The organism is Nocardia sp. NBC_00508 (assembly GCF_036346875.1).
Classification (GTDB): domain Bacteria; phylum Actinomycetota; class Actinomycetes; order Mycobacteriales; family Mycobacteriaceae; genus Nocardia.
Genome location: NZ_CP107852.1, coordinates 3,737,484 through 3,757,269, shown reverse-complemented (window position 1 = coordinate 3,757,269; position 19,786 = coordinate 3,737,484). Strand labels below are relative to the sequence as shown.

Below are 19,786 nucleotides of genomic sequence, written 5' to 3'. Positions count from 1 at the left end.
CCGTCCGGGGAACACCGTTCGGGGGGCAGTTCACCTGCTGCTGATCGTGGGCCGGGACCGCGCTGACCGGCCTGTTTGCGACCGGTATCCGTCTCGGCGCTCTGGATCCCCACCCCAGAGCGCCGCCGGGTGCCGGTCGTTTGGCGTGGGTGGATATCGAGCGTTCTCTTTTCAGTTCCACCGCCGGACGCCAAGATGAGGTATGGCCCCGATCACCCAATCGCGCAATCTGCTACGGACCTGCCCGCTCTGCGAGGCGGTGTGCGGACTCGAGCTCACCCTGGACGCCGATGACCATGTAACCTCCGTCCGCGGTGACCGGAACGACCCCTTCAGCAAGGGGTTTCTCTGCCCGAAGGGGGCCAGCTTCGGACATCTCGACGAGGACCCGGACCGGGTGACCGAACCGCTGATCCGCGACCGCGCCACCGACACTTGGCGCACCGCGTCCTGGGACGAAGCGTTCGACTACATCGCGGAACGCTTCCCGGCCGTCGTGGCCGAGCACGGGAACCAGTCAGCCGCGGCCTACTTGGGCAATCCCAATGCCCACACCGTCGCGGGCGCGTTGTATCTGCCGATTCTGCTGCGCGCGTTGGGCACCAGGAACATCTACTCCGCGAGCACCGCCGACCAGATGCCCAAGCAGGTGGCCAGCGGGCTGATGTTCGGTGACCCGCTGACCGTGCCGGTGCCCGACCTGGACCGCACCGACTATCTGCTGATGCTCGGAGCGAACCCGCTGGAATCCAATGGCTCGCTGTGCACCGCACCGGACTTCCCGGGCAGGTTGAAGGCGTTGCGGCGTAGGGGCGGCCGCTTCGTCGTAGTCGATCCCCGGGTGACGCGCACCGCGAAACTGGCCGACGAGCACCTGTTCATCCGTCCGGGCAGCGATGCGTATCTGCTGTTCGGCATCGTGCACACGTTGTTCGCCGAGCAGCTGGCCGACGTCCGCGTCGAGGTCACCGGGCTGGACGACTTGCGCGCGGCCGCGATGGCATTCGACCCGGAAACGGTGGCGACCCGCACCGGTGTGCCCGCGTCCACGATCGTGCGGCTGGCCCGCGAACTCGCCGCGGCGCCGACCGCGGCCGTCTATGCTCGAATCGGCACCTGCACCGCAGAGTTCGGCACGATCACACAGTGGCTCGTCGACGCGATCAACACGCTGACCGGCAATCTCGACTCTCCCGGCGGCGCGATGTTCGCCACGGCGGCCGCGGGCGGCATCCCACGCACCCGACCGTTTCGCACCGGGCGCTGGACCAGCCGGGTTCGCGAGCTGCCCGAGGCCATGGGCGAACTACCCGTCGCGACGCTGGCCGATGAGATCACCACGCCGGGCGAGGGCCGGATCCGCGCCCTGGTGACGATCGCCGGGAACCCCGTGCTGTCCGCCCCCAGCGGCGCGCGCTTGGACGCCGCGTTCGCCCAACTGGACTTCATGGTGAGCGTCGATCGGTACGTCAACGAAACCACCAGGCACGCCGACGTGATCCTGCCGCCGCCGCGACCGACGCAATCGCCGCACTACGATTTCGCCTTGCTGCAGTTCGCCGTGCGCAACTATGCCCGCTACTCGCGTCCGCTGGTGCCATTGGGTGACCGGCCTTCGGAGCCCGCCGTCCTGGCCCGTCTCGCGGCTGCGCTGACCAGCCGGCCGCACGACGGCTCCGACGGCACCGACCCGCTCACCGCCGTGGACGAGCTGGTCATCGCGGGTCTGCTGCACAAAGCCGGGCTCGCGGACCGGCGCGGCGAGCTGATCGGCGAGAACAGCACCGAGCAGCGCATCGACCTGATGCTGCGGCTCGGGCCGTACGGGGAATGGAACGGCGGCACGCTCAATCTGCAGATGCTGCTGGACAACCCGCACGGTATCGACCTGGGCGCGCTGCGACCGCGCCTGCCCGGGGTGCTCCGGACGGCGACGGAGCGGGTGGACCTGGCTCCACAGCCGCTGCTCGACGACGTGGCGCGGATGCGGGAGCGGCTGGGCGACGCGGCACCGGAGATGGTCTTGATCGGGCGACGCCAGCTGCGGTCCAACAACAGCTGGATGCACAACATCGCGCCGCTGGTGAGCGGATCGAATCGCTGCACGCTACATATCAATCCGGCCGACGTAGAGCGACTCGGGCTCGGCGACCAGGCTGTGGTGAAGTCCGCCGCCGGAACGCTGACGGTTCCGCTGGAACCGACCGATGCCATCATGCCCGGAGTGGTGAGTCTGCCGCACGGCTGGGGCCACATCGACAGTGCGCAAACTGTCGCCCGCGCACACGCGGGGGTCAATGCCAATGTGCTCACCGATGATTCGGTGGTCGACGTGCCCTCCGGCAACGCCGTTTTCAACGGGGTCCCGGTCACCCTGAGCTGTGTTTGATTTGCAGCGCCTGCGTCGCGGCGTGTTCGCGGCTCTGTTTGATTTGCAGCGACTTCGTCGCTGCGTGTTCGCGGCCCCTTTGTGGCTCGCGTCCGAGCGACCGCCGCTGGCGACTTCGTCGCGGACGCGGCGGCCGCTCGGACGCGAGCCGGGCCGCGAACGGTAGATGCTCGGTCTCGCTTCGCTCGAAAATCGGAGTGGGGCCGATGGGTTGCGTGCCGCGGTATTTGCGGTATCGGGGTTGAACCGCCCTCAGGGGTTCTCTGCGGACGGACCTGCTCGCTCTTCATGGCACACACAACGCCACTCGGACATGAGCTGGGCAGCTGGGCAATGCTCGACCTCGCTGTGCTCGAGAAGTGGGGCGGCGGTGCGACTGCGTAGCCAGCAATCATGAGACCCAGATCTTCGCGGCTGGCGGACAATTGAACGAGCCTAGACAATCCCGGCCGGTCGGCTTTTAGCTAATCTTCCGAAACCCTTGCGCCACGGGTCGATTCAGTGCATTCTCAACGTTGATTTCGAAGTTTTGCCGTGTGGTTTTCATCTAAAATTGGCGAGGTGCGACCGCGGTTCGATGTCGAGCCTCGTGGATCCTGATTCCAGCGACCAGAGGGGCGGAGATGCCCGGTACACACAGCGGCGGCTACGGCGAGCGCGAACTGCAGGAAAGATACGGCACGCAGGACCGAGCCCAGCGGTTCTACGACGATCAGGTGCTGAACCGGCTCAATGCCGAGATGATCGAATTCATCGGCCGGATGGATATGGCCTTCATCGCCACCGCGGACCGGCAGGGCGAATGCGACGCGAGTTTTCGTGCCGGACTTCCCGGCTTCCTGCACGTCATCGACGAACGCACGATCACCTACCCGGAATACCGTGGCAATGGCGTGATGGCCAGTCTTGGCAACATCCTGGAGAACCCGCACGTCGGGATTCTGCTGATCGATTTCGTGCAGGATCTCATCGGACTGCACATCAACGGTTCGGCACGGATCGTCGCCGACCCCGCGCTGCGCGGGGCCGTGACCGACTTACCGTCCAACCACAAGGGCCGGATCGCGCAGCACTGGGTGGTTGTCGACGTCGAAGAGGCGTACATCCACTGCCGCAAGCACATCCCGCACCTGGTCCCCGCCGCACGGGAGCAGCGCGAATGGGGCACCGACAACATCCGCGCCAAGGGCGGCGACTACTTCGGCGCCAAAGCCCGGAACCACGAAGCCGGCCGAAGCCATGCTCACCCGCTGACCGCTTCGGACTCCGCATCCGATCGATCGGTCCCGATCTTGAAGATGACCAGGCGCTGGACAACGAAGTTGATCACCGTCGCGGTGCCCTGGGCGACGACGAAGGCCAGCGGCTGGCGCCACCAGACCTCGTCGAAGGCGTGGTAGAGCACCGCATTGATGCCGACCTGCACCGCGAAGGTGAGCGCGTAGAGCGCGACGACCGCGAGGAAGCGGATCCGGCTGGGCGGTGCCTGGAAGGTCCACCGGCGATTGATCAGGTATGCCGTCGTGGTGCCCGCCACGAAGCCGATCGACTTGGCGACGCTGACCGGTAGGCCGACCAGGTTGAGCAGCAGGCTGTAGAGCCCGTAGTCGACGACGGCCGAGAACCCGCCGGTGAGGGTGAACCGAAAGATCTGTGTCTTGAGGTCGACATCCGTGCTGTGTCCGACTCGGCGCTCCCGGGGCCCTACGTGGTTACGCACGCTGCCTCCTTCGGGCCCGTCGCTCGCGCCGGCGGGCTCGTCGACCAACGGCAGCTCGGCCGGAAGCGGCAGGTGGGGTTCGGCTTGCACGCCGACGAGCGTAGCGCCGACCGGGTCGCGACATGGATTCGGTTCTAAACCGACGTGTACGTCACTACCCGTGGGTATAGCGACCGCGACCGGATCCGGCGTCATACCTGTAGCCTCTATGCCGATGTCCACGAAAGCTCCGACCGCCACCACGACAACCGGGAACGGCGCCGGCGTCACGAACGACGGCTCCGAAGCGCGGAACGCGTTCACCCTTCCGACGCGTACCCGCACGTTGACCGGGTGGGGTCGCACCGCACCCACCTCCTCCGAAGTGCTCTCGACCAGCGATCCCGAACTGATCGCGAAGGCAGTCGCCATGGTCGCCGAGGACAACGACGGCAAGCCCGCCCACCTGCGGCGCGGCGTGATCGCACGCGGCCTCGGCCGCTCCTACGGCGACCACGCGCAGAACGCGGGCGGGCTGGTCGTCGACATGACCGCGCTGAACAACATCCACCGGATCGACCGTGATACCCGGCTGGTGGACGTGGACGGCGGCGTCAGCCTGGACCAGCTCATGAAGGCCGCGCTGCCGTTCGGGCTCTGGGTGCCGGTGCTACCGGGCACCCGCCAGGTGACCATCGGCGGCGCGATCGCCTCCGATATCCACGGCAAGAACCATCACAGCGAGGGCAGCTTCGGCAACCACGTGCGCTCGATCGAGCTGCTCACCGCCGACGGGCAGGTGCAGCACATCACGCCGAAGCGCAACGCCAAGCTGTTCTGGGCGACCGTCGGCGGCAACGGGCTCACCGGCATCATCCTGCGCGCGACCATCGAGATGGCGCCGACGGAGACCGCCTACTTCCTCAACGACGGCGTCAAGACCACCACGCTCGACGAGACCATCGCGGCGCACAGCGACGGCAGCGAGGCGAATTACACCTACTCGAGCGCCTGGTTCGACGTGATCAGCCCGCTGCCCAAGCTGGGCCGGGCCACGATCACCCGCGGCAGGCTGGCGAAGCTGGACGAGTTGCCGAAGCGGCTGCGCAGCAAGCCGCTGAAGTTCGACGCACCGCAGCTGATGACGGTGCCGGACATCTTCCCGAACTGGACGATGAACAAGCTGACGCTGATGTCCATCGGCGAGGCGTACTTCCGGATGGGCGGCAATTACACCGGCAAGGTGCAGAACCTGACGCAGTTCTATCACCCGCTGGACATGATCGCGGAGTGGAACCGCGGCTACGGTTCCAACGGGTTCCTGCAGTATCAGTTCGTGGTGCCGACCGAGGCGGTCGAGGAGTTCAAGCGGATCATCATCGACATCCAGGCGTCCGGGCACTACTCGGCGCTGAACGTGTTCAAGCTGTTCGGCCCGGGCAACCAGGCCCCGCTGAGCTTCCCGATGCCGGGCTGGAACATCTGCGTCGACTTCCCGATCAAGCCGGGCCTCAACGAACTGGTCGGCGAGCTGGACCGGCGGGTGCTCGAGTTCGGTGGGCGGCTGTACACGGCGAAGGACTCACGCACCACCGCGGAGACCTTCCACCAGATGTACCCGCGGATCGACGAGTGGATCAAAGTCCGCCGAAGCGTCGATCCCACAGGCGTTTTCATGTCCGATATGGCGAGAAGGCTGGAGCTGCAGTGATCAATGCCGTTGGTAACCCGCAGTCGATTCTCCTGCTGGGTGGCACCTCGGAGATCGGCTTGGCAATTTGCGCGGAGTACCTGAAGAAGGGGCCCGCGCGCATCATCCTCGCGGCGCTGCCCGGTGATCCGCTGCGCGAGGGCGCGGTCGCCCAGATGAAGGCCGCGGGTGCGAGCCAGGTCGATGTCATCGATTTCGACGCGCTGGACACCGACAGCCACCCCAAGGTGATCGACGCCGCGTGGGACGGGGGCGATGTGGACGTCGCCATCGTCGCCTTCGCGCTCGACGGCGACCCCGAAGAACTGTGGCAGAACCAGCGCAAGGCGGTGCAGGTCGCCCAGATCAACTACACCGCCGCTGTCTCGGTCGGCGTGCTGGTCGGCGAGAAGATGAAGGCGCAGGGCTTCGGGCGGATCATCGCCATGTCCTCCGTGTCCGGTGAGCGGGTACGGCGCTCGAACTTCGTCTACGGGTCGACAAAGGCCGGGCTGGACGGTTTCTACCTCGGTCTCGGCGAGGCGCTGCGCCCGCACGGCCCGCGCGTGCTGGTGCTCCGGCCCGGCATGGTGCGGACCAAGTTCTCGGCGCACGTCAAAGAGGCCCCCCTCACCGTCGACAAAGAGGACGTCGCGGTGCTGGCGGTTTCGGCCTCGCAGAAGGGCAAGGAACTGGTCTGGGCGCCGGGCACCTTCCGCTACGTGATGATGATCCTGCGGCACATCCCGCGTTCGATCTTCCGCAGGCTGCCCATCTGATCGATCAGTTTCGGACCCGGTGCCCGCGTGATCCTCGATCGCGCGGGCACCTATCGTCTGACGGAGTCGACCCCAGTGAATCCGGAGGCGCCATGCGAGTAATCGAGTGCGACGAGCGCGGAGCGGTCCGTTGAGCACGGTCACCGCGACGGGCGAGGCGCCGCCCCGATCCACCGATCCGGACCCGGCAGCAGGGCGGACGGCGCTGCTGGTGCGGCAGATCGCAACCGGCCTCGGGGAGGCCGCACTCGCGGCGATCGTCGCCGCCGTGGTGGCCGCCGTCGGGCTCGTCGCGTTCTCGATGGTGCAGTGGCCAGCCTTCAACTCCTCGAACGTGACGCGGGCGCTGACCACGGTAGGACAGGTCGCCGCGGCGGCGTTGCTCGCGGCGGCGATCGCGTTGCTGCGACTGCACAAGTGGCCGTGGGTGGCGAAACTGCTGTCCTGGGTCGGGATTTCGACGTTCGTCACGGTCACGCTGGGCATGCCGCTCGCGGCGACCAAGCTGTACCTGTTCGGGGTCTCGGTCGACCAGGAGTTCCGCACCGAGTTCCTCACCCGGCTCACCGACTCCGCCGCGCTGCGCGACATGACGTACGCCCAGCTGCCGCCGATGTACCCGGCGGGCTGGTTCTGGATCGGCGGGCGGGTGGCGAATCTGCTCGGGATGGACGGCTGGGAGGTGTTCAAGCCATACGCGATCGGGTTCCTCGCGGTGGCCGCGGTCGTCGCGCTGGTGCTGTGGTCGAAGCTGATTCGCGCGGACTGGGCGGTGGGCGTCACGGCGGCCGGCACCGCGGTCACGCTGGCGTACGCCGCGCCGGAGGCATACAGCGCCGTCATCGTGCTGCTGCTCCCGCCCGCGCTCGTGCTCGCCTGGGGCGCGCTGTACCGGCCACTGGAGCAGGTCCGGCCGGGCATGACGGAGCAGGAACCCGAGCCGCACACTGCCGGTGGCTGGGGCGCGGTGATCGGCACCGGGCTGATCCTCGGCTTGGCGGCCACCTTCTACACCCTCTACTTCCTTGTGGCTGCCTTCGCGATAGGCCTGATGGGCCTGCTGGCGGCCGTGCTCGCGGTGCGTGCGCAGCGCGCCGCCGACCATCCACGCCGTACCGCCGCGACGGGCACTGATCGTTCCTGGCGCGCGGCGGTGCCGCCGCTGGTGCGTCTGGCGGTGATCGGGGCGATCGCCGGACTGATCGCGCTCGTCGTGTGGGCGCCATACCTGGCGAAGGCGCTGCGCAGCGCCACCCCGAGTTCCGGTACGGCCCTGCACTATCTGCCGGAAGCGGGTTCGGAGCTGCCGCTGCCCATGTTCGAGTTCTCCCCGCTGGGTGCGCTGTGCCTGATCGGCACGGTGTGGCTGGTGCTGCGCGCCGCGTCGTCGCGCCGGGCACAGGCGTTGGGGATCGGGGTTGCGGCGATCTACTTGTGGACGCTGCTGTCCATGGCGGCGACGGTGGCGGGCACCACGTTGCTGTCGTTCCGGCTGGAGCCGGTCTTGCTGGTGCTGCTCGCGGTCGCGGGCACGTTCGGGTTCGTGGAAGGTGCGCGGGCGATCTACCAGGCGTTGAACGAGCCCGCCCGGTTCCGGCTGGTAGCGATCGTCGTCGCGACGGTCGCGGCACTGGCCTTCACCCAAGAGATCCCCCACATCCTTGCGACGGAAATCACCACCGCCTACACCGACACGGACGGCGACGGACAGCGCGCCGACAAACGGGCGCCCTCTGCGGTCTCGTTCTACCGCGACGTGGACGCGGCGCTCACTGCGCAGACCGGACGCCCACGCTCGGACACGGTGGTACTCACGGCCGACACCAGTTTCCTGGCCTTCTACCCGTACCTCGGCTTCCAGGCGCTCACCTCGCACTACGCCAACCCGCTCGCCGATTTCGCGGGCCGCGCGGCGACGATCGAGCGCTGGAGCAAGCTGAAGACGCCGCAGGAGCTGCACGACGCCCTGGCGACCAGCCCGTGGCGGGCGCCGGACGCGTTCCTGTTCCGGCGCAGTGGCGACGCTTACACGTTGCGACTGGCCAAGGACGTGTACCCGAACGACCCGAACGTGGCGCGCTACACGGTGAGCTTCCCCGAGGAACTGTTCGCCGACCCGCGCTTCACCACGAGCGATATCGGCCCGTTCACCCTCATCACGGTGCGCCGCTGACCGGTTCCTCGCCGGAAGCCGCGACCTGCGCGGAGGTTGAACCCGCCGCGCAGTGGATAACCCCTCCGTTTGTGGGTCCACGCACGGCGTGGTCGGTAACGGTGGGCGGCTGAACCAGCGCTGGCGAGGAGAGATTCTGCACGTGACACAGACACAGGACGTCGAAACTGCCGAGTGGGCGGAATCGGCGGTCGCGGCCACGACGACGGGCGGAGTGCGCACCGAACCTGTGCGCACGCGGCGGCTTCTACGCATCCGGTTCAGTGGCGCCGATCTGCTCGTCGCCGTCGGCTATCTGGCGCTGGCCGCCACGGTGCTGTCGGGCCAATGGCGCAACACCGACAGCGGGTACCTGATCAAAAGCGGTCAGGACCAGACGATGTGGGAATGGTTCTTCGCGGTCACCGCGCACGCGGTGGCCAACTTGGCGAACCCGCTCGGCACCGACCTGCAGAACTTCCCGGCCGGGGTGAACATGATGGCCAATACGGCCATGTTCGGCGTCGGCGTGCCGCTCACACCGGTCACCCTGCTGTTCGGGCCCACTGTCACGTTCGTGCTCGTGCTCACCCTCGGCCTGGCCGGGACGGCGTTCGCCTGGTACCGGCTGTTCCACCGTGAACTCGTCGACGCGCGGGCCGCGGCGGTGATCGGCGGCCTCTTCTGCGGCTTCGCCCCCGGGATGATCTCGCACGCGAACGCGCATCCGAATTTCGTCGTCCTGCTGCTGCTCCCGGTCATCGCGGGACGAGTCATCCGGATGGCGCGGCAGGCGGGCGGGATCGGACCGGATCGGCCGCGCAGGCGGGTTCGTGACGCGGTGGCGCTGGGACTGCTGGTCGCGCTGCAGATCGCGCTCGGCGAGGAACCGCTGCTGATCTTCGCCCTCGCCTTCGGACTGTTCGCCCTCGTCTACTACCTGCACACACCGGGCGCCGCGCTGCGCGTCGTACGCGGGGTCGCACCCACCCTCGCCCTGGCGGCGATGATCACGCTGGCGCTCACCGAGATTCCGCTGTGGTGGCAGTTCTTCGGTCCGCAGAGCTACCGCTCGATCGACCACGGCCCGATGGGCAACGATCTCCAGGCGATGGTGCAGTTCCCGTCCGAATCATTGGGCGGTGTATTCGCTCCCGGCCAGAACGTGGCGATCAATCCGACCGAGCAGAACGCGTACTTCGGGTGGCCGCTGTTGCTCTTCGTCGTCCTGACGGTGGTGCTGCTGTGGCGCGACCGGGTGGTGCGGGCGGCGGCCGTGGTGATCGCGGTCTTCGGGGTGCTGTCGCTGGGCACGGTCGCCACCATCGGCAAGCAGCCCACCGGCATCGATCTGCCGTGGCGGTGGGCCGAACAGGTGCCGCTGCTGAACACGGTGCTGGAGAGCAGGCTGAGCATGGCCGCGATCCCGGCCATCGCGGCGGTACTCGCGCTGGCCATCGAACGTGCGGTGACGACCTGGCGGCAGTCGGAGGCGGACTGGCAGCCGCTGGCCTGGTTTGCCGCGGTCACGTGCGCGCTGCTGCCGCTGACTCCGACCATCCTCCCGGTGATCGATCGGGCGCCGACACCGGATTTCTTCGCCGACGGAACGGTCCGGCGTTACGTCGGAGCCGGCTCGGTGGTCATGGTGCCGCCGCCGCGACCGCCGGACGCGCGGGCGCTGCGCTGGCAGGCCGACGCCGATTTCTCCTTCCCGCTGGCGGGCGGCTATTTCGTCGGACCGACCGGCGCCACCAAGAAAGGCATCTACGGCCCGGAGACCCGCCCGACCACCGCACTGCTGGTGCAGGCGCAGGACACCGGGGTGGTGCCGCGGATCGACGCGGACACCCGCGCCCGCGCGCTGACCGACCTGCGGTTCTGGCAGGCCGACGTCTTGGTGCTGCCACCGACCGCGAACGGCGACGTGCTGCGGGAAACCGTCACACAGCTGCTCGGATTCGCACCGACCCGGGTCGAGGACGTCTGGCTGTGGGACGTTCACACGCTGCGGTAGTTCGGGTCACACCGGGCGGTAGCTAGCATCAACCACCGTGCGACCGGACCGAGCTTCTCGAGCGTTCACCCGTAACCGATGGATCGCCCTCGTCTCAGGGCTCCTCGGCTTCCTCTTGGCATTGCTGACCCCGCTGTTGCCGGTGCGACAGGACCGGGCGAGCCTGGACTGGCCCCAGTCCGGCGCGACGAGCGTGGCGGCGCCGTTGGTGTCCTACGAGCCCCTGCGGTTCAGCGCGACGCTGCCCTGCTCGCTCACGGGAGCGGTCGGCGCGGGCACCATGCTCTCCACCGTTCCGATGGCGTCCGGCCAGGCGGCGACCAAGGGCTTGGTCGTCTCGGTGGCCGACGGTGTGCTCTCGGTGGTGCTGCGCGATGTTCCGCTGCTGTCGGCGCCACTGGCCGAGGTCGGGTCCTGCGCGACGCTCACCGTCGAGTCCACCGCGGCCGCGACGACCGCGGAACTCACCGGGGTGTCCAGGCAGGACGGGACGCCGTTCCGGTCCACGGTGGGGCGGGACATCCGGCCGCAGGTGGTGGGCGTGTTCACCGACCTGGACGCCGGTCGTCTGGACGGCGCGCGGGTGCAGGCGGACATCGACTCCCGCTTCTCCTCGACGCCGACGCCACCGAAATTGGCGGCGATGATCGCCGCCGCCGTGTTCACGCTGATCGCACTGGTCGCACTGCATCTGCTCGACACCAGCGACGGCCGCAGGCCGCGGCGGTTCCTGCCCGCGCACTGGTGGCGGGTCACGCCCGCGGACGGCGTGGTGCTCGGCACGCTGGTGCTGTGGCACGTCATCGGAGCCAACACCTCCGACGACGGTTACATCCTGAACATGGCGCGTGCCTCGGAGCACGCGGGCTATATGGCGAACTACTACCGCTGGTTCGCGGTACCCGAGGCTCCGTTCGGATGGTCCTACGAGGTACTTGCATGGATGTCCGGGATCTCGGACGCCAGTCTCTGGATGCGCCTGCCTACCTTGGCGGCCGGAATCGTCTGCTGGCTGGTGATCAGCCGGGAAGTGCTGCCGCGGCTCGGCGCGCGGGTGCGGCGCAACAAGGTAGCGCTGTGGACGGCGGGATTGGTGTTCCTCGCGTTCTGGCTGCCCTACGACAACGGTCTGCGTCCTGAGCCGCTGATCGCGGCGGGCGCGCTGCTCACCTGGTGCTCGATCGAACGCGCCATCGCCACCGGCCGACTGCTGCCCGCCGCGGTGGCCGTTCTGATCGCCGCCTTCTCGCTTGCGGCCGGCCCCACCGGCCTGATCTGCATCGCGGCGCTGATCGCGGGTTCGCGTCCGGTGCTGCTGATCCTCGTCAAACGTGCGCGCGGCGCCGTGCCGACGCGGACCGGGCCGGACGCCGACGCGGCCGCCGCCGGTTCCGCAGGCGCCGCCGCCGCGGTGAACGCCCGCGCCGACGTGCGGAAGCCGTCCCGAGCGGGCACGGTCTTCCGGCTCGCGGCGCTGCTCGCGCCAGGACTCGCCGCGGGAACGCTGGTGCTCATCGTGATCTTCGCCGACCAGACCCTGGCGACCGTGCTGGAGGCCACCAGGGTACGCGCGATCGTCGGCCCGAACGTGGCCTGGTTCGACGAGCGCACCCGCTGGGACTCGCTGCTGATGCTGTCACCGGACGGCTCGCTGGCGCGGCGGTTCGGCGTGCTGGTGATGCTGCTGTGCCTGCTGGTCTGCGTGTTGCAGGTGCTGCGCAAGGGACGCATTCCCGGCACCTCACGCGGCCCGTCGGTGCGCATTCTCGGCATCGTGTTCGCATCGCTGTTCCTGATGATGTTCACCCCCACCAAGTGGACGCATCACTTCGGCGTGTACGCCGGACTGGCTGGGTCGCTCGCCGCGCTCGCGGCGGTCGCTGTGGGCACCACCGGCATTCGCTCGCCGCGCAACCGCTCGCTGTTCGCGGCCGCGGTGCTGTTCCTGCTCGCGGTGACCTTCACCGGGTCGAACGGGTGGTGGTACGTGTCCAGCTACGGCGTGCCGTGGTGGGACAAGGCGCCGCTGATCGCGGGCAAGGGACTGTCCACGCTGTTCCTGGGGCTCAGCGGCGTCGCGTTGCTGGTGGCGATCTGGCAGCACTATCGCGAGCCGTATCGGCGGGAGAGTGCCACCGCGCCACGTCGTTTCGATCGGTGGGCCTCGGCGCCTTTGACCATCGCGGCTGCTCTGCTCGTGATCTTCGAGGTCGCCTCGCTGACCAAGGCCGCGGCCACCCAGTATCCCGCGTACTCGATCACCAAATCGAACGTGGAAACGGTACAAGGCGATTCGTGCGCCATGGCCAACGAGGTCCTGGTGGAAACCGACACCGCGGACTCGCAGTTGCAGCCCTACACCGGCGCACCCGCGGACGGATTGTCCGCGCAGAATACGGGATTCACGCCGAACGGGATCGCTCGCGACCTCACCGCCGACGCCGAGGAGACGGTCAGCGGTGGCGCGAACTCGGTGGAGAAAGACTCCGACAACAAGACCACCAAGACCACCGGCGCCGGCACCGGTGGCGGCACCAGCGAGCAGGCAGGCGTCAACGGCAGCACCGTCGCGCTGCCGTTCGGCCTGGACCCGGCCAAGACGCCGGTGCTCGGCAGCTACCAGGACAGCGAGCAGCAGCAGGCAAAGTTGACCACGCAGTGGTACCGGCTCGACCTGACCGACAGCATGCGCTACGACCCCGCCTACCGGGTGCTCGCGATCGCCGCGGCGGGCCGCATCCGGTCGGTCGACGCCGACGGTGTCCTCACCTACGGGCAGGAACTGCATCTGGAGTACGGCGTGCGCGACCAGAACGGGGATGTGCGCACACTCGGCTCGATCGATCCGCTCGACATCGGACCCGCGCCGTCCTGGCGCAACCTGCGCGTGCCGCTGGACCAACTGCCTATCGAGGTGAATGCGGTACGGCTGGTCGCGATCGACAACGACATCACCCCCAAACAGTGGCTGGCCGTCACCCCGCCTCGCCTGCCCAAACTGGCCACCCTGAATTCGATAGTCGGATCGCAGGACCCGGTACTGCTCGACTGGCACGTCGGCCTCGCCTTTCCGTGCCAGCGGCCGTTCGACCACAAGGACGGCGTCGCCGAGATCCCCAACTGGCGGATCCTGCCCGACCGCGTCGGCTCCGACGCCTCCAACGCCTGGCAGGACGACATCGGCGGTGGACCCCTCGGCTGGACCGGCCTGCTGCTGAAGTCGCAGACCGTCCCGAGTTATCTCGACCGCGACTGGACGCGGGACTGGGGTTCGCTGGAAAGATTCACCCCGTACGACCCGAACGCCGGACCCGCCACCATCGACGTCACCGTCGAGACCCGCAACGGGCTGGCCAACGACGACCCCATCCGAATCCGCTGACCAACTGCGGGGCGCACGAAACGTGCGCCCCGCGTTGCTGTTACGGCGCATTCGGCTCGGTCTGTCAGGCCACTGGCACGTTTGGAGCCGTGCGGCTTTCGGTGCGCCGAGGGAGCGGTCCGCTTCGACTACGCACGGGACTCAGGCCTTGTGCAGCGAATCGTCAGCGCCGTGGAAGCTGGGCAGTTGCCGCACGGATGGACGATTACTCGGCGAGCAAGGGCTACGACAACGCCGGACCGAAAACCGGTTGTACGGTCTGAAAACATGCTCCCACCTGTGGCGATGCATCGCAGGACGAATCGGCCTCGTGGCCTTAATCTGGGATTTATGACAACGGCATTCGATGATATGGATCTGCGCGATCTTGTCGGACTGCTCAGCGAAGAGGAACAACGGGAGCTGCGGCCTGCGGTGCTGCGGGTGCTCAACCGCCTCCCCTCGCAAGAGGTGCTCCGGCGCGAGCTCGGGCTTCGTCTGAAGGTCTGAGCGCCCGGTATCGCACCGGAAACAAACGGCAGGGCCGCCGCGCAGGGATTACCTGCGCGGCGGCCCTGTGTTCGGGTATGGGCTCCTAACCTGTACTCAGCTCGCCGAAAGCGACGTCGATGGGTATCGGCACGTCCACCGTCAGTCGACGAGTATGCAGGCACACAAGGTGATACCGGCCTTCGGAGAGCCGGTACTCGTCGATCTGCTCGATTCCGTCGCCTGGCTCGGTGAGAAACACGATGAGCTCATTCTCGCTGTTCCACCACAGCGCGGATGTCCTCGGCACGCGAGGATGCTCGAGCCAACCGTGCGTCCGTCGTGACCAGCGGCATGTCCAGCTGTTCGGCAAGTTCGACATAGAGAGCGTCGGTCAGCCTGATCGCAGCCCGCCGAGCCCAAGCACCGATGGTCAGGTTCAGTAGCGGATGGCGCGTCAGTGGCGCGCGGGCGAGGCGGCTGAGCGCGGTCTCGACGTCGGTGTCGGTCAGCTCGCCCGCTCGGTTCAGTCGCCCCAGTGCGGAGAGAACTTCGGCGTCGAAGTGGGCTGGGACATGCATGACCGTCGTCGTTATCCTCGCGCTTACGGCGGACGTGCGATCGTTGCGCACAAGGACATCGACCATGGCGCTGGCATCGAGAACGATCTGTTCGGAATCGGTCACCGGCCGAACTCGTCCCGCGCGGAATCGAGGGCGGCAAGGATGGCCTCATGCGATACCACGGGGCGGTCGTCTTCGACCTCGGCCAGCCAAGCCGAGGTCGCGTTCTTTTCCAGTTCCGCGAGAATCGCGGCCTGTGTCAGCGCGGACACGTTGAGCCCCCGTTCACGGGCGCGCTCAGCCAGTTCGTCGGGAACATACACATTGAGCCGAGTCATACGCCAACTATACACACTTGAGTGTGTATAGTTGGCTGCGGGCGATGTGGCGGATGGCCGCCGCGCAGAATTGTCAGCAGCGCAGCGGCCGCGTATTCGGGGTAGCCGAATGGGTCTCAGAACACCCGCAGCTGGCCCGGCGACCACAGGCCCGACCTGGTCGCCGTTCCGGTGTCGAGTTCGGCCGGGACCGCGTTGCGGTCGTACCGGTCGTAGCGCTCCAGCGAACCCCAGTCGCGCGCCCAGTCGTTCTCGAGATAGGTCGGCACCGTCACCGACTTCGCCAGCATCTGGGCGAAGCCGAGCGGACCGCCGAACTCCTCGGCCTGCCAGGTGTTGGTGGAGCTGATGGCCAGTGGGCGGTCCGGCAGGATGCGGTAACCGGGCACCTCGGCCACGCCGTTCTCGTGGTCGAACGGCCGCTGGCACGGGAACTGCAGACCCACCGCCCAGTCCAGCAGGATCGGCTGCTGAGAACCGAGCACGCTGTTGAGCGATTGCAGCTTCGGCATCCGCGGCGGGGTGAACGCCAGCCACTGGTCACCGATCAGGATCGGGTCGTTCGCGACGATGCGCACCGTGTCGGCGTCCGGCGCGATCTCGTCCAGCGGCACGCGCAGATTGCGCCAGGAGGGGAACGGACCGATATCGCGCGGCAGGTAGGTGCCGAGCTTCTGCACGCTGCCATCGGGCAGGCGCTTGCCGTAGTCGACGGTCAACGACTGGCCGTACTTCATCGCGCCGGTGTCGTCGAAGGAAAGGATGCGGCCCGCGGCCGAGATCACCACCAGCGGTGTGTCCGCCGAACGGGCGGGCAGCTGGTACCAGCTCGAGGTGACGCTCGCGGGCTGCTGCACGCCGTTCTGGTAGCTGCCGAGGATCGGTGTGGTCGCCGGGTCCAAGCCGAACGGAAGGGCGACGGTGCTGCCGTTGACGCCGCGCGCGCCCTGACCGCCGCCGGTGCCCGCGCTCTGGCCTTCGGCGAACGCGGCGCCGACCGACTGGGTGGAGGTGTTGCCGGTGCCCGGCTTCACCTCGACGCTGTCGGCGGACAGATCGTTTGGCACGCCGTTCGGATCGAAGCCGATCGGGTCGACACCGGCCAGCGGATCGGCCGGATCGGTCGGCGGATGCGCCGGATCGATGATCGGCTCCAGCCTGCCGCCGTTCGGGTCCGGTTCCACCAGCACGTCGTTGGCCAGGCCGCAGGTGCTGCCGCCGAGCGCGTCGATGTTCGAGCGGGCCAGCGAGTACGCCGGATACTGCGACACCGCGCCCTTGACCAGCGAGAGCACCTCCAGCGCCACCATCGCCGCGGCGACCACGGTCAGCGGGATCGCGGCGAACCGGCGAATCCGTCTGCCCCGCGCCGTCTTCGCCGACGGCTGCGGCTCGGTGTAGTCCTCGCGCAGCGCGTACCAGGCGACCAGCGCGAGTGCCAACCCGAACAGCATGAGCATCAGCGTGTTCGACTGGTAGCCGTACAGCGAGATCCGCTTGTCGAACCACGGCACGCCGAAGCTGGACACATACCAGTAGCCATTGATGCCGGAGAAGGCGACCGCGAGCACGAACAGCAACCCGGCCAGGAATATGGCCCGGTTCTTGCGCGCCCGCAGTGCGCTCGCCGAGACCGCGACCGCCGTGACCGCCGCCAGCGAGCCCGCGATACCCGCGTACGCGCCGAAGTGGTGGGTCCACTTGGTCGGGTTGAACATCATGAAGAAGATCGTTCCGAAGACCACGCCCATCAGCCGCCAGGTCGGCCCGCTCGCGATGCCGGGCACCTGCCTGCGCCGCAGCAGCACCAGCATGGTGGTGAACAGGCACAGCAGCATCACCAGGAAGGCGAAGCGGCGCGACAGCGAGCCGTCGACAGTCTCCACGAAGAGGTAGTAGTAGCGCAGGTAGTCCTCATACCAGGCGAGGTTCGGCCCGGTCACTTGGCGCACCCGGTTGGCCTCCTGGATGCCCGAGAAGGTCTGATCGCTGTAGACCACCGTGAGCACGAGGAAACCGGCCGCGGCGATCGGCGCGAGCAGCGGCAGCGTCGAACCCCACCGCCCGATACCCTCGGCGGCGAAATGCCGGTGCTTGCGCACCACGATGCGCACCAGCGGCCGAATGCCGGCCAGCAATGCCGCGACGCACATCAGGCCCGTCGGTGCGGCCGCCAGGGTGAACGCCGCCACCAGCACGGCGACCGCGGCGGGCAGCAGTCGACCGGTCGCGATGGCCCGCTCGAGCGACACCCAGGTCAGCAGCGCGCCGAGCGCGACGATCGGCTCGGAGCGCAGACCGTTGTCGAACGGCAGCCAGAACGCCAAGAACACCAAGCCGCCGGTCCACAGCGCCACCTTGCTGGTGCGCACGCCGCGGCCGAGGCGCGGCACGACCTCACGGCTGATCACCAGCCAGCACAGGATCGCGCACGCCAGCGCGGGCAACCGCACCCACGGGCTGGCCGTGGAGATCTCCGAGAAGACCTGGATCACGTAGTAGTACCAGCCGAATGGCGCCTCCGGCACGCCGTACCAGCGGAAGTAGTTGGCCATATAGCCCGCGTGCGGCGCCACCCGCACCATGCTGAGGATGTAGCCGTCGTCGGAGGTGTTCGCACCCGCGAAATGCCACAGCAGCAGCGTGCCGACCACCGCACCGTCCGCCCAGGTCGGCTTCAGCCAGTTCGCCGGGAGGAACCGGCGGTGCCCGCGCCCGTCACCGCTGTCGAGCCGGGCCAGCACCGCCAGCGCTACCAGCGTGCACAGCACCGCCGCGATCATCGCGATCAGCTTGATCGCGGTCGGGTTGGAGGAGAAGCGGGTGTCCACGTTCATGTGGAACGCCAGTCCGGCGGGCGCCGCGCCCTTCAGGTCGGAGAACACTCCGACCACCTGTGGCCGGAGATCGCCGCTCAGCTGGCCCTCCACCGGCACCGTCACCGTCTCGGGTGGCCCACCCTCGACCGGCCGCTCGACCTGCCTGGTGAGGCCGTTGAACACCGCGTACGTGCGCTCTGCATCCGAGCTGATGCTCAGCGACGTGCACTCGCCCATCCGACCGCGGTCCGCCGACACCACGACCGCGTTGCGGTCGATCACGTCCACCGAGTTCTCCGAGACCCGCACGAACATGGCCTCCAGCGCGGCCCGGTCGCCCTGCGGCGGCGCGGTGGCCAGCAGCATGCCACCCCGCTCGGGCAGCTGGGCGATCGTGTCGCACGGAATCGTCGCCGTGAGGTCGATCGGGACCTGCGACATCAACGGCGCCTGCACGTTGCCGAGCGTTCCGCCCTGCGGCCAGTTCAGCGCCGCGGTCGTCTGGGTGACCGGCAAGAACGGTGTCGCCAGCGCGAACAGCGCGCCGAGCAACCCGGCGACCAGCGCGATCAGACGCGCGGTCCGGAAATCGTTCGGTTTCACCGCCGGGGCGGCGGGGGGTTTTGTCAGAACAGCGGTAGCGGCGTCGGGCACGGTTGGCAATGCTAGCGGTCTCCCCCAGCTCTCCGGGTCTTTAGGGCATACCAGTCACATGGTGGCGGATCAGCGTTGAGGTCGCGCGTCGGGCGGTGCTCAGGTTTGCGCGTGTCCGGCCAGTTATCCAAAGTTATCCAAAGCCATGACCGGGCCAACTGATTTCGCAAGAACATGGGTAACTCACCGGGAACGCCCAAAACCCCAGCGGCACCCAACGCAGGACCTGAACGCAAACCCGCGCCACCCAACTTGTACGGCCTAAAGACCCGGAGAGGCGGCGTGGCAAGGTGGGGGTATGACCAAGGTGAATCTCTCGACGAACTACGGGCCGATCGTCCTCGAGCTGGATGATCAGAAAGCGCCGAACACGGTGCGCAATTTCGTGGACTACGTGGACTCCGGCCACTACAACGGCACGATCTTCCACCGTGTCATCCCCGGTTTCATGATCCAGGGTGGCGGCTTCGAGCCCGGCCTGCGCCAGAAGGGCACCAAGGACCCGATTCAGAACGAGGCGAACAACGGACTGAAGAACACCAAGTACACCGTCGCGATGGCGCGCACCAACGACCCGCATTCGGCCACCGCGCAGTTCTTCATCAACATCTCCGACAACGACTTCCTCAACCACTCCGCCCCCAACCCGGCCGGCTGGGGCTACGCCGTCTTCGGCGCGGTGACCGAAGGCACCGACGTGGTCGACAAGATCGCGGCCGTCGCCACGTCGTCGGCGGGAATGCACCAGGATGTGCCGGTCGACGACGTCGTGATCGAATCCGTCAGCGTCGGTTGATCTTTCGACACACAAGACGCGAATCGGGCCGCACCCCAAC

13 protein-coding genes and 1 pseudogene are annotated in these 19,786 nt (G+C 67.8%); 9 read left to right on the top strand and 5 right to left on the bottom strand.

Annotation, left to right across the window (positions count from 1 at the left end; all coding sequences use genetic code 11):
• Positions 1-202 precede the first annotated feature (202 nt).
• Together OHA40_RS16530 and OHA40_RS34735 are read left to right on the top strand one after the other, a co-directional pair.
• The gene (locus OHA40_RS16530; RefSeq protein ID WP_330233915.1) at positions 203-2,389 is read left to right on the top strand and encodes a molybdopterin-dependent oxidoreductase; all 2,187 of its coding nucleotides are present in this window, start codon (positions 203-205) and stop codon (positions 2,387-2,389) included.
• Positions 2,390-3,012: 623 nt separating this feature from the next.
• Positions 3,013-3,489 (top strand): annotated as a pseudogene (locus OHA40_RS34735) (pyridoxamine 5'-phosphate oxidase family protein); the annotation flags it as partial.
• Between the two features lie 143 nt (positions 3,490-3,632).
• Here OHA40_RS34735 and OHA40_RS16520 read toward each other — a convergent pair.
• The gene (locus tag OHA40_RS16520) at positions 3,633-4,109 is read right to left on the bottom strand and encodes a GtrA family protein (RefSeq protein ID WP_442944055.1); all 477 of its coding nucleotides are present in this window, start codon (positions 4,107-4,109) and stop codon (positions 3,633-3,635) included.
• A 214-nt stretch (positions 4,110-4,323) separates the two neighbouring features.
• Here OHA40_RS16520 and OHA40_RS16515 point away from each other — a divergent pair, with 214 nt between their 5' ends.
• From OHA40_RS16515 to OHA40_RS16490, 6 genes are all read left to right on the top strand, one after another.
• Positions 4,324-5,799: an FAD-binding oxidoreductase gene (locus OHA40_RS16515; protein ID WP_330233913.1), complete on the top strand. Its 1,476-nt coding sequence runs from the start codon at positions 4,324-4,326 to the stop codon at positions 5,797-5,799.
• Positions 5,796-6,557 (top strand): decaprenylphospho-beta-D-erythro-pentofuranosid-2-ulose 2-reductase, encoded by a 762-nt coding sequence (locus OHA40_RS16510; RefSeq protein WP_330233912.1) that lies wholly within the window; start codon positions 5,796-5,798, stop codon positions 6,555-6,557. Before OHA40_RS16515 ends, OHA40_RS16510 begins: the two co-directional genes overlap by 4 nt.
• Before the next feature lie 208 nt (positions 6,558-6,765).
• The gene (locus OHA40_RS16505) at positions 6,766-8,730 is read left to right on the top strand and encodes a galactan 5-O-arabinofuranosyltransferase (RefSeq protein ID WP_442944054.1); all 1,965 of its coding nucleotides are present in this window, start codon (positions 6,766-6,768) and stop codon (positions 8,728-8,730) included.
• A 142-nt stretch (positions 8,731-8,872) separates the two neighbouring features.
• Positions 8,873-10,726: a glycosyl transferase gene (locus OHA40_RS16500; protein ID WP_330233911.1), complete on the top strand. Its 1,854-nt coding sequence runs from the start codon at positions 8,873-8,875 to the stop codon at positions 10,724-10,726.
• 37 nt (positions 10,727-10,763) lie between these two features.
• Positions 10,764-14,108 carry an arabinosyltransferase domain-containing protein gene (locus OHA40_RS16495; RefSeq protein ID WP_330233910.1) on the top strand — a complete coding sequence of 1,115 codons (3,345 nt, stop codon included), beginning with the start codon at positions 10,764-10,766 and terminating at the stop codon, positions 14,106-14,108.
• A gap of 330 nt (positions 14,109-14,438) precedes the next feature.
• Entirely contained in the window at positions 14,439-14,597 is a 159-nt protein-coding gene (locus OHA40_RS16490; RefSeq protein WP_169333839.1) for a hypothetical protein, read from the top strand.
• An 85-nt stretch (positions 14,598-14,682) separates the two neighbouring features.
• On the opposite strand, the gene OHA40_RS16485 is transcribed toward OHA40_RS16490, so the two are convergent.
• The 4 genes from OHA40_RS16485 to OHA40_RS16470 form a co-directional block, all read right to left on the bottom strand.
• The gene (locus OHA40_RS16485) at positions 14,683-14,838 is read right to left on the bottom strand and encodes a hypothetical protein (protein WP_330233909.1); all 156 of its coding nucleotides are present in this window, start codon (positions 14,836-14,838) and stop codon (positions 14,683-14,685) included.
• Between the two features lie 7 nt (positions 14,839-14,845).
• Positions 14,846-15,223: a type II toxin-antitoxin system VapC family toxin gene (locus OHA40_RS16480; RefSeq protein WP_330234214.1), complete on the bottom strand. Its 378-nt coding sequence runs from the start codon at positions 15,221-15,223 to the stop codon at positions 14,846-14,848.
• A 35-nt stretch (positions 15,224-15,258) separates the two neighbouring features.
• Positions 15,259-15,477 carry a type II toxin-antitoxin system CcdA family antitoxin gene (locus OHA40_RS16475; RefSeq protein ID WP_330233908.1) on the bottom strand — a complete coding sequence of 73 codons (219 nt, stop codon included), beginning with the start codon at positions 15,475-15,477 and terminating at the stop codon, positions 15,259-15,261.
• Positions 15,478-15,593: 116 nt separating this feature from the next.
• On the bottom strand, positions 15,594-18,950 hold the full coding sequence (locus OHA40_RS16470; RefSeq protein ID WP_442944019.1) for an arabinosyltransferase domain-containing protein: 3,357 nt from the start codon (positions 18,948-18,950) through the stop codon (positions 15,594-15,596).
• A gap of 298 nt (positions 18,951-19,248) precedes the next feature.
• Between OHA40_RS16470 and OHA40_RS16465 the strand changes: the two genes are divergently transcribed.
• Entirely contained in the window at positions 19,249-19,746 is a 498-nt protein-coding gene (locus OHA40_RS16465) for a peptidylprolyl isomerase (RefSeq protein ID WP_330233907.1), read from the top strand.
• Positions 19,747-19,786: the final 40 nt, after the last annotated feature.

Bases quoted from the DNA above. Each gene is read 5' to 3' on its own strand.
- OHA40_RS16530 (WP_330233915.1), top strand. From the start codon at position 203: ATGGCCCCGATCACCCAATCGCGCAATCTGCTACGGACCTGCCCGCTC.
- OHA40_RS16515 (WP_330233913.1), top strand. From the start codon at position 4,324: ATGTCCACGAAAGCTCCGACCGCCACCACGACAACCGGGAACGGCGCC.
- OHA40_RS16490 (WP_169333839.1), top strand. From the start codon at position 14,439: ATGACAACGGCATTCGATGATATGGATCTGCGCGATCTTGTCGGACTG.
- OHA40_RS16480 (WP_330234214.1), bottom strand. From the start codon at position 15,223: ATGGTCGATGTCCTTGTGCGCAACGATCGCACGTCCGCCGTAAGCGCG.
- OHA40_RS16475 (WP_330233908.1), bottom strand. From the start codon at position 15,477: ATGACTCGGCTCAATGTGTATGTTCCCGACGAACTGGCTGAGCGCGCC.
- OHA40_RS16465 (WP_330233907.1), top strand. From the start codon at position 19,249: ATGACCAAGGTGAATCTCTCGACGAACTACGGGCCGATCGTCCTCGAG.